Genomic DNA, 14,113 nt, shown 5'->3' with positions numbered 1-14,113 from the left:
ACCACCTTACCGCCCATATTATTATGTCGTATTTAAAATGACGTCTCTTAAAATATTCATAAAGCTTATCTATAACAATTTATTACTCTATTCCTTATATACTATATTCCCTATTTGCAACAGTGCCTATTTTGCCGTTGTTCAGGATGCAAAATGTCCATTCTTACTCGTTAATATATTGAACGTTAATAATGTATCTACTAATGTACAAAATATAATACAGCTGGAATTTGAAATATGTATTTTTACTAATGATAAAAATCGTAATATTGCTCTAAGCCTTGCTAGTAAAATAAGCGATAAAATCACTCATTTGAAAATGTTGCAGGGATAAAAGCAAATAAAATAGAGTTGCAAGCTAGCAAAGATTTAGTCAATACAAAACTGGTAATGAATTATCAGGCGTTGTTGAAAAGCCCTCTGTATCATCTAGTAGCGTGACAGGTGTTGTCTGTATGGATATCCAAGTCATCATTGCGAGCGATCTTTGGTAGTGCGGCAATCCAGAAAAACTTGTAAAAAATTTGGATAAGCTTAGTAAAGATATTAATGTCATTCCTGCAAAAGCAGGAATCCAGTAAAACACACATGTAATTTTAGGTATCTTATGAATTTTCACGATATACGTATGCCGGAATTTATTGAAAGTTTTGCGGTCGGAAAGCCGGAATTTTCTACTTCTCACGCCATAACTAAATCAGGTAGAGAAGCAAGACATTTAGACCGCAACTATGGCTGTCAGAAATATTTATCAAAAATGCAAAGTTAAACAGTACTGAATTTGAGCAATTTAATAGCTTCTTTAAAGCAAGACTAGGCAGTAATTTTGCTTTTAGATTTAGGGATTATGGCGATTATAAAGTAACTAACGGAATGATCGCTAGAGGTGACGGCAATTTAAATAAATTGCAGCTAAGGAAGATATATAGCGATGCTATTGTTCCTTACGAACGAGTAATGACTAAACCGGTTAATAATAGTGTAGTTCTGTATATTAATAACGCAAGGACTATGGGTATATTCGATTATGATGACGGCAATATAACCTTACCGAAGCCTTTAGGACACGATACAACTTTAACTGCTGATTTTACTTTTGACGTAGCAGTTAGATTTAGTATAGATAGTTTTGAATATTCTTATTGTAATGACGGTTCTATAGAATTATCCAACATAGAGTTGATGGAGGTAATGATATGAGTATTGCAATTGAAGAAGTAATAACAAAGCTCTCTAATGTTGTTTATTGTTTTCAAATTAAGCTAGCTAGCGGTGAGGAATTAAACTTAACAAATAGTGATCATGCTATAAAAAGTGAAGAGAGAGTTTTTTTTACCGAATTCCGGTTTAGATGTCAAAGAAGCGGAATTTAACGATTCTGCACAGAATCATATAATCTTGGAAGGTATTTTTGAAGAAAACGGCATTATGACGACAATGGATTTAAATAATTCTATTGTTAAAATAATAATATATACTGACAAGCTTTTTGAGCATTTCGTTACATATTATTGCACTTGATATACACAATATGATTTAAACTGTTAAATATATTTAAAACCTGAAACGGTAAAATATAATCTCAATATAGCAAAACATGTAAAGCAGTTTTCGGAAATAGTAAATGCCAAAATAGATAAAGCTTTACATAGCGGCTATATAAGGTTAAAGAAATGCTCAAGGAAAGTTTAAGAATACTAGATTTAGATAAAGAAAACGGCTATTATAACGGCGGTCAAATTATATTCGGCAAAAATCATTTTAGCAGTAAAGTTCTAAGAAATTTCAGTGATTTGATTATATTAGAAGATATTATACCAGATTATGCTAAAGATACCGAGGAAGTAAAAATTATTGCCGGATATGATAAAATTTTATAAGCTGTTGCAATAAATTTAATAATGCTATAAATTTTAGGGGCGAACCACTAGTACCAAAAAAAGATTTTATAAATTTAGTATAATCAATGAAACAAAGTTTTATAAAACTAGTATATGCAGAGCTAAAGAATATAATAAATATGAAAAGCTCCACACAACAGCAAAAAAAAGAAATGCAATTAATTGATTATTTTAAAATAGTTGAAAGTAATATATTATATACATTTCAAAAAATAAAAAAGGAATATGAAAGAGACTAAACATTTTTTTAACAAAAATAATAGATTAAATAAAGGTTATGCTAAGACTTTTAGTGTCAATGAGCCTGATAATAATTTTTACCGTAAAAAATTTGAACATATATTACCGCCAATTGATTTAATCAGTGAATATGAGAGTATTTATCCCGGTACTTTACAGAAATTAATGCATATGGTACAAAAAGAACAAGCTCATAAGCATGCTATAGCCCTAAAAAACTTGAAAATACAGGAAATAGTCGCTAAATTAACACGAATCTGTTTATTAATATTTGGAATTTGCCTTGTAGTTTCAATTTTTTTTAAAACTTTCTAAATAAAATTAAAGATCAAATATTTTATTTACTTGTAATTTTAAATAAAATAAGTTAAATGCAATATATTGATTGATAAACATAATACGGAGACATTTTATTTCTAAAAATAATTTTCCTAAGGCTAATAGAGAAATCAGAGCTAGAGAAGTTCGTCTAGTAGGCGAAAACGGCGAAATGCACGGCGTCGTAAATATTAGAGAAGCATTAGATATGGCAGAAAGAGCCGGTCTTGACTTAGTCGAGATATCACCGAATGCTGTACCCCCTGTCTGTAAAATTCTAGATTTTGGTAAGTTTAAGTACAAAAGCAAAAAGCGTTTGCATGAAGCACGCAAAAAGCAAAAAATCGTCGTACTTAAAGAAATGAAATTTAAACCTAATATTAGTATAGGTGATTTTGAAACTAAGCTCAGGAAAATCAAAGAATTTTTAAAAGACGGAGATAAAGTAAAAATTTCTTTATGGTTTAAGGGACGAGAGATTCTTCATCAAGAGGTTGGTCAAGAACTATTTAAACGTATAGAAGTAGGACTCGAAGGACTCGTTAAAATCGATCAGCATGCTAAAATGGAAGGTAAGCAGATGATAATGATAGTTAGCCCTGATATTAAGGTGTGATAGCTACTCAAATCGTTAAAAATAACTTCAATATTAATATAGAAGTTACATATTTGATAAAACAAACATATAAAAAAACTTGTTTTTTATATGTTTTACTGGATTCCCTCCTACGTGGGAATGACATAAAATGAGCCATACAACAACGCCTCCTCGCAATGACGTTAAGAACAACAATAATAAAAAATCAAATCTAAACAAATTATGCCGATTAAAATTTTAATGCCTGCTTTATCTCCGACTATGACGGCAGGAAATCTAGCTAGGTGGTTAAAAAAAGAAGGTGATAAAGTTAATCCTGGGGAAGTAATTGCCGAAATTGAAACCGATAAAGCAACGATGGAAGTAGAAGCAGTAGACGAAGGTATAATGGCCAAAATAGTTATCCCACAAAATAGTCAAAATGTACCTGTTAACTCTTTAATTGCCGTATTAAGTGAAGAAGGAGAAGAAAAAGCGGACATTGATACGTTTATTGCAAAAAATAATAATGTATCACCGTCACCGAAAACAGATGCTAACCTTCCAAAACCACACGAGAATATAGCTAAGGTAGAAGAACAGGTAGCAGTTATACAACATGATGCTAGTAAAATATTCGCCTCACCTCTTGCAAAAAGACTTGCAAAAATGGGAAATATTAGACTTGAGAGCGTGAAAGGTAGCGGTCCGCACGGTAGAATAGTTAAACAAGATGTCTTATCATATACTCCTAGCACTGTTTATAATAAAATAGTTAGTAGAAATCCTGAAGAATATCGTTTAGTACCAAATAATAATATCCGCAAGATTATAGCCAAGCGTCTGCTTGAATCTAAACAAATAGTTCCACATTTTTATTTATCTATAGAATGTAATGTTGATAAATTGTTAGATATAAGAGAAGATATTAATAAATCTTTTTCTGAAGATAAATCAACAAGGATATCGGTTAATGATTTTATTATTTTAGCAGTAGCCAAAGCTTTACAAGAAGTACCAAATGCCAATGCTAGTTGGGGGGAAGATGCGATTAGATATTACAATAATGTCGATATTTCAGTAGCGGTAGCGATTGAGAATGGGCTTGTTACGCCGATAGTTAAAAATGCCAATCAAAAAAACATTATAGAGATATCTCGTGCAATGAAAGAATTAATAAAGAAAGCAAAAGATAACAAATTAACCCCTGAAGAATTTCAGGGCGGAGGGTTTACCATTTCTAACCTCGGTATGTACGGTATTAAAAATTTCAATGCTATAATTAACCAACCGCAAAGTTGTATAATGGGCGTTGGAGCTAGTGCAAAACGTGCTATAGTCAAGAATGATCAAATAACTATAGCAACAATTATGGATGTAACTCTTTCTGCCGATCACCGAGTAGTAGACGGAGCAGTCGGTGCTGAGTTCTTGGCAGCATTTAAGCAGTTTATAGAAAGCCCCGCTTTGATGTTGATATAAGTCGTCATTGCGCGCATGCCCATGTGGATCAATTTCATCTCTGTGTCATCCCGTGGCTTGACCACGGGATCCATAAAAACAACTTAAAATACTAATATTATAGTATTTTAAGATGGATACCGTGCTCAAGTCGCAGTATGACAATAATCAAAACAAATCCAAATAAAATAACATGAGTTTTTCAGATAATTTAGCAAAAATTTTAGATAAATATGAAAATTTAGGCAAAAAACTATCTTCCGGCATTATGGGAGACGAGTTTGTTAAGGCATCTAAAGAATATGCTGCACTTGAAGATGTTGTAGTAAAAATTAAAGAATATAATAAAGTTAAATCTGAGTTTGAAGAAGCAAATAATTTTAAGCTAGAAGTGGGACTTGATAATGCCACTTTAGAAATGATTGAAGACGAAATACATACTCTTGAAAATTCGTTACCAAAACTTGAAAGAGCTGTAAAAATTGCTTTATTACCGAAAGATGATGCGGATAGTAAAAGTGCTATTATTGAAGTTAGAGCAGGAAGCGGCGGAGAAGAAGCCGCACTTTTTGCTGCCGTACTTTTCAATATGTACCAACGATATGCCGAGTTAAAAGGATGGCGTTTCGAGATATTAGCAATTTCCGATACGGGCATAGGCGGTTATAAAGAAGCATCGGCGTCGATAAAAGGCAAAGATGTATTCTCTAAGCTCAAATTTGAGTCAGGCGTTCATAGAGTGCAGAGAGTACCGGAAACGGAATCACAAGGACGTATTCACACTTCGGCAGCAACAGTTGCAGTACTTCCTGAGGCTGAAGAGGTTGATATTAAAATTGAAGATAAAGACTTAAGAATTGATACTTATAGAGCTTCAGGGGCTGGTGGACAGCACGTTAATACTACTGATTCTGCCGTACGTATAACCCATATCCCTACCGGTATTACCGTAGCCTTACAAGATGAGAAGTCACAGCATAAAAATAAAGCAAAGGCGTTAAAAATTCTACGTGCTAGAATTTATGAAGAAGAACGACGTAACAAGGAACAAGAAAGAGCCGATAGTAGAAGAGGGCAGGTAGGTTCGGGAGATCGTTCGGAACGGATACGTACTTATAATTTTCCACAGGGAAGAGTATCCGACCATAGAATAAACTTAACACTTTATAAGATAGACGAAGTAGTTAAAAACGGACAATTAGATGAATTTGTTGAAGCTTTAATTGCAGACGATGAAGCTAAAAAACTTTCAGAGATATAGATGCGATGTCATGCCGTGGCTTGACCACAGCATCCAGTAAAAACCATTTAAAGTATACCAAATTATTTTGGCATTTTTAATTGGATTCAGTGATCAAGCGAATTAGGTAATACCGAGATATTTTTTAGTATAAAAAGATGGATACCGTGGTCAAGCCACGGTATGACAATGTAAAATGAAAACACAAGCATCTATAAACGGTAAAATCTGGCAACAGAAACTGATTAACGAAGATATAGTCACCGAGTTATGTCGTAGTTTCAAAATTAGTGATTTACTGGCTAGGATAGTATCATTAAGAGTAAATAATCTAGAGGAAGTAGAAAATTTTTTGATACCGAAAATCAAAAATTTATTACCTGATCCTTTTCATCTACTCGATATGAAAAAGGCTGTAGATAGAACCGTTAACGCTATTTTAAATAACCAAAAAATATGTATCTTTGCCGATTATGATGTAGACGGTGCTACTTCAGCTGCTTTACTTAAAAATGTCTTTAGAGATTTAAATATAATATGTGATATTTATGTTCCTGATCGTATAGCTGAAGGATATGGTCCAACTCCTTTTGCTATGCAAAAAATTAAAGATAACGGTACAGAACTATTAATTACGGTTGACTGCGGTGCTATGGCACACGAAGCCCTAAAATATGCAAAAGACCTTAACCTTGATGTGATAGTAATCGATCATCATATAGCTACGGAAATATTACCGGATGCAGTAGCGATAGTAAACCCAAATCGTATTGATGAAAAAAGCGAATATAAACATTTGGCCGCCGTAGGAGTTGCTTTCTTATTTGCAACTGCAATATTATCGAATTTAAAGAAGCAAAATTATTTCACGCAAACAATGCTTCAGCCTAACCTAATGAAGTATCTAGATTTAGTGGCTCTTGGTACTGTTTGCGATATGATGACATTAACAGGCTTAAATCGTGCATTTGTCGCAAGCGGTTTGAAAGTAATGCAACAAAGACAAAATATTGGTATTAAAACATTATATGATATGGCAGGGCTTAATGAAATACCGAAATGTTATCATTTAGGTTTTATTCTAGGTCCACGTATCAATGCAGGCGGTAGAGTAGGAAAGTCAAGTTTAGGGGCTAATCTCCTCTCTACTAGTTGTTCTAATGAAGCAAGTCAATTAGCTGAAGAACTCGAAAAACATAATAATGAGCGTAAAGTAATTGAATTATTAATGATAGAAGAGGCAACAGAAATTGCTTTAACTCAACAAAATAGTAGTTTATTATTTATCGTAAAAAAAGGATGGCATCCAGGCGTGATAGGAATCGTTGCCGGAAGATTAAAAGAAAAATTTGAGAAGCCGGTAGCGGTTGTGGCTTTAAATGACGGTATTGGTAAAGCTTCATGCCGTTCTATTTTAGGTATTGATTTCGGTGCTGAGATTATCAATGCTAAAAGCAAAGATTTGCTAATAGCAGGCGGAGGTCATGCTATGGCTGCAGGTTTTACCGTAACTGCTGAAAAATTACAAGAATTGCAGAATTTTTTTAATAATGCTTTTAGAATTAGTATAAATAAACTAGAAAATTATAAGCATGCAGAATATGATATTGATTTAACAGTTAATGGTGTAAATTTCCATTTAATCGAGGAATTAAACACTTTAGAGCCTTTCGGTCCAGGAAATCATGAGCCTATATTTAAATTCGATGATTTATTTGTATTAAAAGCAGATATCGTTGGAAGTAAGCATATTAAATGTATGCTTGTTCCAAATAAGCGAAGCTTTGGTTATAAAGCCTTATCTGCTATTGCTTTTAATTCGGTAGGAACTTCATTTGAAGATGTTTTATTAAGCCCTAAAGCAAAAAATATTGCCGCAATAGGAACGTTAAAAACTAATAATTGGCAAGATAATTGTACTATTCAATTAATTATAAAAGATATACTTCTTAGAGAGTAGATAACGTTGCCCGCATGGGGATACCTGAACCGTCAGTGACTCGGCAATCTAGAAAAAATAATAAAAAAATTCTGTAAATCAGAATTTTTTACTGGATTGCTTAGTTAAAACTTACAGTTTTTCCTTGCAATAACGGGAAACCGATCCATGCAACAAAGTCGAAAATAGATAAACGATTACATAATAATAACTTAAAAAAATAATAATATTTATGAACGATTCAAAGAAAACAAAAATTTCTAAAGACTTAGCAGAAGTACAAGAGCATTATCAAGATTATCCGTATCCTTTCAGAGACCCAAATCAAGAAAAAGAACGTTTACTTACAATTTGCGGTGAGTTCTTAGGAGAATTAAACCATTTTCTATATAAAGGAAAAGAAAATTTTAATAATAATTTTAGATGCTTAACAGCGGGCGGCGGCACTGGTGATGCAACTATTTATCTTGCCGAGCAGTTAAAAGATAAAAAAAATGCCGAGATAATATATCTAGATTTTAGTAAACCTAGCATGGAAGTAGCGCAAAAACGTGCAAAAGTACGAGGACTTAAAAATATTAAATGGATTAATGATTCAATATTAAATATACCTAATTTAAAACTTGGAAAATTCGATTATATAAATTGTACCGGTGTGCTTCATCATTTAGCAAATCCCGATGAAGGTTTAAAAAATCTAAAAGATTCTTTAAAGCCAACCGGCGGTATGGGTTTAATGGTATATGCTAAATACGGACGTACCGGTGTTTATCAAATTCAGGATTTAATGAAAATGATAAATAAAGATACTAAAAACCGTGTCGAAGAAGTAATGAACGGGAAGATAATTCTAGATAATTTGCCTGCTACTAACTGGTATAAAAGAGGTTGGGAGTTATTTTCAGATTACCAAAATTGCGGTGACGCCGGAGTTTATGACATGTTCCTGCACAAACAGGATAGAGCCTATTCCGTTCCTGAGTTATATGAATTCGTAGAAAAAGCAGGCTTAAATTTTGTTGATTATCTTGATCCTTTAGAGAAAATTTTATTAAGACCGGAAAATTATATAAAAGATTTTTCACTTCTGCAAAAAGTTAAAAAGATGGATAAAGTAACTAGAGAAGCAATTTCCGAAATACTTACCGGTAATATTATTAAACATTCATTTTACGTATCAAACCAAAAAGATAGTGTAGCCTCTCTTGATGACCTTGATAATATACTGTACTTCCATAATATTGCCAATTTTGCTAAACAAATTTATGAGCATTTGGAATCTAATCCTGCAGCAGTAAATAATGTTATTAATTTTACTATTAATAATGGGATATTAAATAATGTTAATATCTCAATGTCTATATTTAGAAGCACTAAATATATTTTTAAATATATGGTAGAAGAGAAAAGTTTAAGAGAAATATTTGATGCGGTACGTAGCGAACTAAACCAAGAAATAAGCAATGAAGCATTATTAAACGAAGTGAAAAACGTTTTCACTCCATTACTTAATTCAAATGTATTATTATTAAAATCAAAGGATTTGTAGAGTATACGTGGATTGGTTTATCCAAACGTCCTTGATGTCATACCGTGGCTTGTCCACGGTATCCAAGAAAATAATAAAATTATTAGTACTTTTATGGTTTTTATGGATCCTGTGGTCGAGCTACGGGGTGACACAGTGAGTTTTACCGGTCTATGCAACAATACCTGCTCGCAATGACGATTTGAGTTGACAATGTGCTATTACGTTGTTAGTATGCTTTTACATACATAAAACAGCTCTTATAAGCTAACAAGATAAATAATTCTTCAAACCGCAAGAATAAATAAAATTTTCTAAAAATCTAATTTGATTCCTAATTTTAAATAAGTATATTACTTACCTTTAAACTTAATTGCTAACTCAACTTTTCAATTATAATCTATTAATAATAAAATAATGAACACAACTAATAAAGAATCTACAGAAGAGCTTAACAATACCGAATCCAATAACAATCATAATAATTTTGCAGAGTACGGTAATATTATTAATTTAAAACAATTAAAACGTAAATTACCGGAGGAACTACAAGCTCAAGCAGAAGCATTAAAAATCGAAAATATTAATTCATTACTTAAACAAGAATTAGTTTTTGCAATTTTAAAAAAATCTGTAGAGCAGGGAGGTTTAATAGTGGGAGAAGGGGTACTTGAAGTACTACCTGACGGATTTGGTTTTTTACGTTCGCCAGAAGTAAACTATTTAGCAGGTCCTGATGATATTTATATTTCTCCTAGTCAGATTCGTCGCTTTGGTCTGCGTACCGGTGATACTGTAGAAGGTCAGATCAGAGCTCCAAAAGCCGGAGAACGTTATTTTGCTTTACTGAAAGTCAATAGAGTAAATTTTGAAGACCCTTCTAAAGCTTATCATCGTGTTCATTTTGATAATTTAACTCCCTTATATCCTGATGACAAATTAGGATTAGAACTTGAAAATAATAGTAAAGATAGTAAGGATTTTAGTACACGAGTTATTGAACTTGTTGCCCCTATGGGTAAAGGACAACGTGCATTAATAGTAGCACCTCCTCGTACAGGTAAAACCGTATTATTACAAAATATAGCACATGCAATTACAACCAATAATCCGGAAGTATTTTTAATAGTACTGTTAATAGATGAAAGACCTGAAGAAGTAACCGATATGCAACGTTCCGTGCGTGGAGAGGTTGTTAGCTCTACTTTCGATGAACCAGCAAGTAGGCACGTGCAGCTTGCAGAAATGGTTATCGAAAAAGCAAAGCGTTTAGTAGAACATAAAAAAGACATAGTAATTTTAGTAGATGCGATAACACGTTTAGCTCGTGCTTATAATACCGTAGTGCCGTCATCAGGTAAAGTATTAACAGGCGGTGTTGATGCTCATGCACTACAAAGACCGAAAAGATTTTTTGGAGCAGCAAGAAATATCGAAAATGGCGGTTCGCTTACTATAATAGGTACGGCTTTAATTGAAACCGGTTCTCGTATGGATGAAGTAATTTTTGAGGAGTTTAAAGGTACAGGTAATTCCGAGATAGTTCTAGATCGTAAGATTGCCGATAAACGTATTTATCCGGCTATTGATATAACGAGATCAGGAACTAGAAAAGAAGATTTATTAGTAGATAAAATAATATTAAATAAAATGTGGGTTCTTCGTCGTATTATTGACCCAATGGGTAGCAGTGAAGCAATAGAATTTTTACTCAAAAAACTTGAAAATACTAAAACCAACAATGAGTTTTTTGAGATGATGAAGAGTCCTGAACGCCCTAAGAATGGTTTGTAGTTGTCATGAACTACATATCCGTGTAGGTTTTTTATTGGATAACTCTGATGTCATTCCTACGAAAACAGGAATCCCCATCATAAAGCGAGATAAATCGAGCTTTTTACATGCTTTAAAGTGCTGGATTCCCGCCTACGCTGGAATGACATCGAATTGGATAACTAAAAAAACATAAGAAACCATGAGTATAACACCTGATTATTTAATTGAAAGAAGACAAATAAAATCTCGTTTGTTAATTTGGAAGCTAGCAGTTATTATTTTAATTGCTATCGTATGCTTACTAGTTGGTAAAGATTTTGCTCCAAAAGAGGTTTTACCTATTAATATTAATGAAGACTATATAGCTTCCATATTAATAGACGAAATAATTCTTGAAGACGAAAAGCGTGATAAAAAGCTCAAAAAAATAATTGATGATTCTCATATTAAAGCGTTAATAGTTAACGTAAATTCTTCCGGCGGTACGGTAGTCGGCTCTGAAAAAATTTATACTATCTTACGTAAAATATCCGAGAAAAAGCCGGTAGTAATCGTTATGGGAACAATGGCTGCAAGCGGAGGTTATTTAATCTCTCTCGGAGGCGATTATATTATTAGCCATAACGGCACTATTACGGGTTCAATCGGTGTAATACTACAAACAGCCGAGGTAACGGAGCTTGCTCAAAAATTGGGGATTAAGTTTAATAATTTCAAATCAGGTGCATTAAAAGCTGTCCCAAATCCTACCGAAAAACTGATGGAAGCAGTGCGGGTAGCCATTATGGAAAATATAGAAGATACTTATAATTTTTTCCTTGAACTTGTTTCAGAGAGGCGTAATCTTCCTATCGAAGAAGTAAAAAAGCTCGCAGACGGACGAATATATTCAGGTCGTCAGGCTTTAAAGTTAAAGCTTGTGGATGCTATAGGCTCGGAAGAGACTGCATTAAAATGGTTACAGGAAGTTAAGAAAATTAATGCTAATCTACTAGTTAAAGATTATCAATTAAAACCAAAACCAAAATTAATGGACATAATACTTGAAGATTTTGATAGTATAGCACCTAGTTTTTTTAAAAATAGTTTTAATGGAATCAAAGCAATTTTTTAATAATGGTTACTCAGAATTATTTAATAGATAAAGTACATGATAAGCTGAATTATCTTTCCAAAGAAGATGTGAAAGATTCAGTATATTTAATCTTAGATTATTTAAGTCGGTCTCTCAAAGAACAAGAACGTATCGAAATTAGAAATTTTGGTAGCTTCTCTATCCGCAAACGCAAATTCCCTGAAAGCAATAAATTCTATAATATTGTTTATTACAGAATGCCTAAAAATTTATTTCACTATACGGAGTAGATAAGTTATGGAATGGTCTAAATATAGTGTTATAGAGAAGTGGAAAATAATAAAAAGCATGGTACTACATAATAATATTTTATCCATGGCTCTTCATATTGAAGATTTAGAACTTTTTAAAAAATATTATCGATAAACGGAAAACTGGTTATTCAAGCACTTAATATAAACTCTCTCATGTATCACGATATTATAGGTAATGGAAAATATGATTCTTTTTTTGAAGAATTATATAATTAATTAAATGATAGTAAACCAACAATAATGCTTTTAGTATCTAATAAGAAAGAATATTATCATATTTTTGAAGAAGTATGTAATGTGAATCTTTAAAGGAAAAAATATCATCAATAATGACATATTTAGAAAAAGCATCTGATGATCACCCTAGCTGGGAATATGAAGAAACTTTAGAATATTATTTAGAAACTAGAAAACATTATGATAAACATAAACCCAAAATAGAAAAAAGCGAAGAGGAACCTAATTTAAATTATGCAGAATTAGATTTAAAATATTATGAAGAATCTTTAGATTATTACTTAAACGTTATAGGGTAGGGTAATAAAATTTCCTCTCACTTGACATTATAATAATAGGCAACTATCTCAAGTGTAAAATTAAAACAGGGTATTTATTATGATAAGATATTTAATAATTTTATTTGCTTCTGTAGCTTTAATTGGTTGTACAGGCCAAAAAACTACGAAATCAAAAGAAGTAGTAGAACTTGACAGTGATCCAAGTTATGCAATTATGAAAACAATTGATAATACTAACAGAAATATTGCGAATACCACCTCATCTCTTCCGAGTACTCCGGTTAGATAGAAATGCTTGTTATTATTTCTTCCACTAAAACTCTTAATTTTGAGAAGCTAGCTCCCAAAACAGGGCTAACTTCTCTTATATTCCCTAATTTAACTAATCAGTTACTTTCTACACTCCAAAGCTATTCTGAGAATCAATTATCGGAAATAATGGATATAAGTACAAAACTTGCACATATAAATAAAGAAAGATTTAAGGATTTTAATAATCAAGAGAGTAAAGCAGCTATTTTTGCTTATGCAGGAGATGTTTTTAATAATATACATGTAGAAAAACTAACTAATCATGAACTAAATTTCCTACAATCACATTTGCTTATTATATCAGGTCTTTACGGAGCCTTAAAACCGCTAGATGCTATTAAGCCGTATAGATTAGAAATGGCAACAAAACTAAATGAACTAAATTTAACAAGCTTTTGGCAAGATGAAGTCACTAATTATATTAATAAAATTCTTGCTAAGCATGAAAATAAATATTTACTCAATCTAGCATCACAAGAATATTCATCTGTAATAAACCTAAATAAGCTTAAATATCAATTAGTTAACACTCATTTTAAAGAAAATAGAGACGGAAAATTATCAACAATTGGAATAAATGCTAAAAAAGCTCGTGGGGCGATGGTCAAGGTTATTGCTAACAACCTAATTGACTCACCTGAGCTACTTAAGAATTTCTTATATTTAGGTTATGCATTTAGTGCTAAGCATTCATCCGATAGTGAATTGGTTTTTATTAAGGAGTAAGATATGGAGGCTAGATCATAAAATAATTTATTGTATCTTATATTAAACTATTAATCCATATCCCTCATAAATTGCCTTTCACTTTTCCTAAACTTTTGTCTAATAATTTGGAAATCTTCCTTAACTTTTTTACCTATTATGTAACATTCTATAGGCAGATCGCCCAACTCATCTATAAATAATTATCT

Annotated in this window: 16 protein-coding genes and 3 pseudogenes; all 19 read left to right on the top strand. The window is 32.2% G+C overall.

Going from position 1 to position 14,113, the window contains the following annotated elements; all coding sequences use genetic code 11:
- Nucleotides 1-334 (top strand): annotated as a pseudogene (locus ACKTSD_RS04240) (hypothetical protein); the annotation flags it as partial.
- Between the two features lie 273 nt (nt 335-607).
- Nucleotides 608-769, top strand: a complete 162-nt coding sequence (locus ACKTSD_RS04235) for a hypothetical protein (protein WP_412708141.1) — start codon at nt 608-610, stop codon at nt 767-769.
- A complete protein-coding gene (locus tag ACKTSD_RS04230) occupies nt 736-1,200 on the top strand; it encodes a phage distal tail protein, Rcc01695 family (RefSeq protein WP_412708148.1) in 465 nt (154 codons plus the stop codon). The genes ACKTSD_RS04235 and ACKTSD_RS04230 overlap by 34 nt, the downstream gene beginning before the upstream one ends.
- Nucleotides 1,197-1,521 (top strand): annotated as a pseudogene (locus tag ACKTSD_RS04225) (baseplate hub domain-containing protein). Before ACKTSD_RS04230 ends, ACKTSD_RS04225 begins: the two are co-directional and overlap by 4 nt.
- Nucleotides 1,522-1,793: 272 nt before the next feature.
- Nucleotides 1,794-1,963: pseudogene (locus ACKTSD_RS04220) on the top strand (phage BR0599 family protein).
- 3 nt (nt 1,964-1,966) lie between these two features.
- On the top strand, nt 1,967-2,140 hold the full coding sequence (locus ACKTSD_RS04215) for a hypothetical protein (RefSeq protein ID WP_412708140.1): 174 nt from the start codon (nt 1,967-1,969) through the stop codon (nt 2,138-2,140).
- On the top strand, nt 2,127-2,456 hold the full coding sequence (locus ACKTSD_RS04210) for a DUF2335 domain-containing protein (RefSeq protein ID WP_412708139.1): 330 nt from the start codon (nt 2,127-2,129) through the stop codon (nt 2,454-2,456). Before ACKTSD_RS04215 ends, ACKTSD_RS04210 begins: the two co-directional genes overlap by 14 nt.
- Nucleotides 2,457-2,526: 70 nt before the next feature.
- Nucleotides 2,527-3,075, top strand: a complete 549-nt coding sequence (gene infC, locus ACKTSD_RS04205; RefSeq protein ID WP_456237197.1) for a translation initiation factor IF-3 — start codon at nt 2,527-2,529, stop codon at nt 3,073-3,075.
- A 204-nt stretch (nt 3,076-3,279) separates the two neighbouring features.
- Nucleotides 3,280-4,518 carry a pyruvate dehydrogenase complex dihydrolipoamide acetyltransferase gene (locus tag ACKTSD_RS04200; protein WP_412708138.1) on the top strand — a complete coding sequence of 413 codons (1,239 nt, stop codon included), beginning with the start codon at nt 3,280-3,282 and terminating at the stop codon, nt 4,516-4,518.
- A 172-nt stretch (nt 4,519-4,690) separates the two neighbouring features.
- Nucleotides 4,691-5,758, top strand: coding sequence for a peptide chain release factor 1 (gene prfA, locus ACKTSD_RS04195; protein WP_412708137.1), 1,068 nt, complete (start codon nt 4,691-4,693; stop codon nt 5,756-5,758).
- A gap of 175 nt (nt 5,759-5,933) precedes the next feature.
- On the top strand, nt 5,934-7,697 hold the full coding sequence (gene recJ, locus ACKTSD_RS04190) for a single-stranded-DNA-specific exonuclease RecJ (protein ID WP_412708136.1): 1,764 nt from the start codon (nt 5,934-5,936) through the stop codon (nt 7,695-7,697).
- Between the two features lie 211 nt (nt 7,698-7,908).
- Complete coding sequence (locus ACKTSD_RS04185) at nt 7,909-9,225, top strand: class I SAM-dependent methyltransferase (protein WP_412708135.1); 1,317 nt, start codon at nt 7,909-7,911, stop codon at nt 9,223-9,225.
- Between the two features lie 396 nt (nt 9,226-9,621).
- Nucleotides 9,622-10,998: a transcription termination factor Rho gene (gene rho, locus ACKTSD_RS04175; protein WP_412708134.1), complete on the top strand. Its 1,377-nt coding sequence runs from the start codon at nt 9,622-9,624 to the stop codon at nt 10,996-10,998.
- Nucleotides 10,999-11,179: 181 nt separating this feature from the next.
- The gene (sppA, locus tag ACKTSD_RS04170; protein WP_412708133.1) at nt 11,180-12,094 is read left to right on the top strand and encodes a signal peptide peptidase SppA; all 915 of its coding nucleotides are present in this window, start codon (nt 11,180-11,182) and stop codon (nt 12,092-12,094) included.
- A gap of 2 nt (nt 12,095-12,096) precedes the next feature.
- Nucleotides 12,097-12,345, top strand: a complete 249-nt coding sequence (locus tag ACKTSD_RS04165; protein ID WP_412708132.1) for an HU family DNA-binding protein — start codon at nt 12,097-12,099, stop codon at nt 12,343-12,345.
- A gap of 7 nt (nt 12,346-12,352) precedes the next feature.
- Nucleotides 12,353-12,481, top strand: coding sequence for a hypothetical protein (locus ACKTSD_RS04160; RefSeq protein ID WP_412708131.1), 129 nt, complete (start codon nt 12,353-12,355; stop codon nt 12,479-12,481).
- Nucleotides 12,482-12,698: 217 nt separating this feature from the next.
- The gene (locus ACKTSD_RS04155; RefSeq protein ID WP_412708130.1) at nt 12,699-12,905 is read left to right on the top strand and encodes a hypothetical protein; all 207 of its coding nucleotides are present in this window, start codon (nt 12,699-12,701) and stop codon (nt 12,903-12,905) included.
- A 79-nt stretch (nt 12,906-12,984) separates the two neighbouring features.
- Complete coding sequence (locus ACKTSD_RS04150; protein ID WP_412708129.1) at nt 12,985-13,176, top strand: hypothetical protein; 192 nt, start codon at nt 12,985-12,987, stop codon at nt 13,174-13,176.
- Nucleotides 13,177-13,178: 2 nt separating this feature from the next.
- Nucleotides 13,179-13,925 (top strand): YaaA family protein, encoded by a 747-nt coding sequence (locus ACKTSD_RS04145; RefSeq protein WP_412708128.1) that lies wholly within the window; start codon nt 13,179-13,181, stop codon nt 13,923-13,925.
- Nucleotides 13,926-14,113 lie beyond the last annotated feature (188 nt).

The organism is Candidatus Rickettsia kedanie, assembly GCF_045865205.1.
GTDB classification, from domain to species: domain Bacteria; phylum Pseudomonadota; class Alphaproteobacteria; order Rickettsiales; family Rickettsiaceae; genus Rickettsia; species Rickettsia australis.
Note: the sequence above shows the minus strand (reverse complement) of the source record. Positions and strands in the feature narration are given on the sequence as shown.

What these genes read in the sequence shown, in the direction of transcription:
- ACKTSD_RS04235 (WP_412708141.1), top strand. Translation starts at nt 608, where the DNA reads ATGAATTTTCACGATATACGTATGCCGGAATTTATTGAAAGTTTTGCG.
- ACKTSD_RS04215 (WP_412708140.1), top strand. Translation starts at nt 1,967, where the DNA reads ATGAAACAAAGTTTTATAAAACTAGTATATGCAGAGCTAAAGAATATA.
- ACKTSD_RS04210 (WP_412708139.1), top strand. Translation starts at nt 2,127, where the DNA reads ATGAAAGAGACTAAACATTTTTTTAACAAAAATAATAGATTAAATAAA.
- ACKTSD_RS04200 (WP_412708138.1), top strand. Translation starts at nt 3,280, where the DNA reads ATGCCGATTAAAATTTTAATGCCTGCTTTATCTCCGACTATGACGGCA.
- prfA (WP_412708137.1), top strand. Translation starts at nt 4,691, where the DNA reads ATGAGTTTTTCAGATAATTTAGCAAAAATTTTAGATAAATATGAAAAT.
- recJ (WP_412708136.1), top strand. Translation starts at nt 5,934, where the DNA reads ATGAAAACACAAGCATCTATAAACGGTAAAATCTGGCAACAGAAACTG.
- ACKTSD_RS04185 (WP_412708135.1), top strand. Translation starts at nt 7,909, where the DNA reads ATGAACGATTCAAAGAAAACAAAAATTTCTAAAGACTTAGCAGAAGTA.
- rho (WP_412708134.1), top strand. Translation starts at nt 9,622, where the DNA reads ATGAACACAACTAATAAAGAATCTACAGAAGAGCTTAACAATACCGAA.
- sppA (WP_412708133.1), top strand. Translation starts at nt 11,180, where the DNA reads ATGAGTATAACACCTGATTATTTAATTGAAAGAAGACAAATAAAATCT.
- ACKTSD_RS04165 (WP_412708132.1), top strand. Translation starts at nt 12,097, where the DNA reads ATGGTTACTCAGAATTATTTAATAGATAAAGTACATGATAAGCTGAAT.
- ACKTSD_RS04160 (WP_412708131.1), top strand. Translation starts at nt 12,353, where the DNA reads ATGGAATGGTCTAAATATAGTGTTATAGAGAAGTGGAAAATAATAAAA.
- ACKTSD_RS04155 (WP_412708130.1), top strand. Translation starts at nt 12,699, where the DNA reads ATGACATATTTAGAAAAAGCATCTGATGATCACCCTAGCTGGGAATAT.
- ACKTSD_RS04150 (WP_412708129.1), top strand. Translation starts at nt 12,985, where the DNA reads ATGATAAGATATTTAATAATTTTATTTGCTTCTGTAGCTTTAATTGGT.
- ACKTSD_RS04145 (WP_412708128.1), top strand. Translation starts at nt 13,179, where the DNA reads ATGCTTGTTATTATTTCTTCCACTAAAACTCTTAATTTTGAGAAGCTA.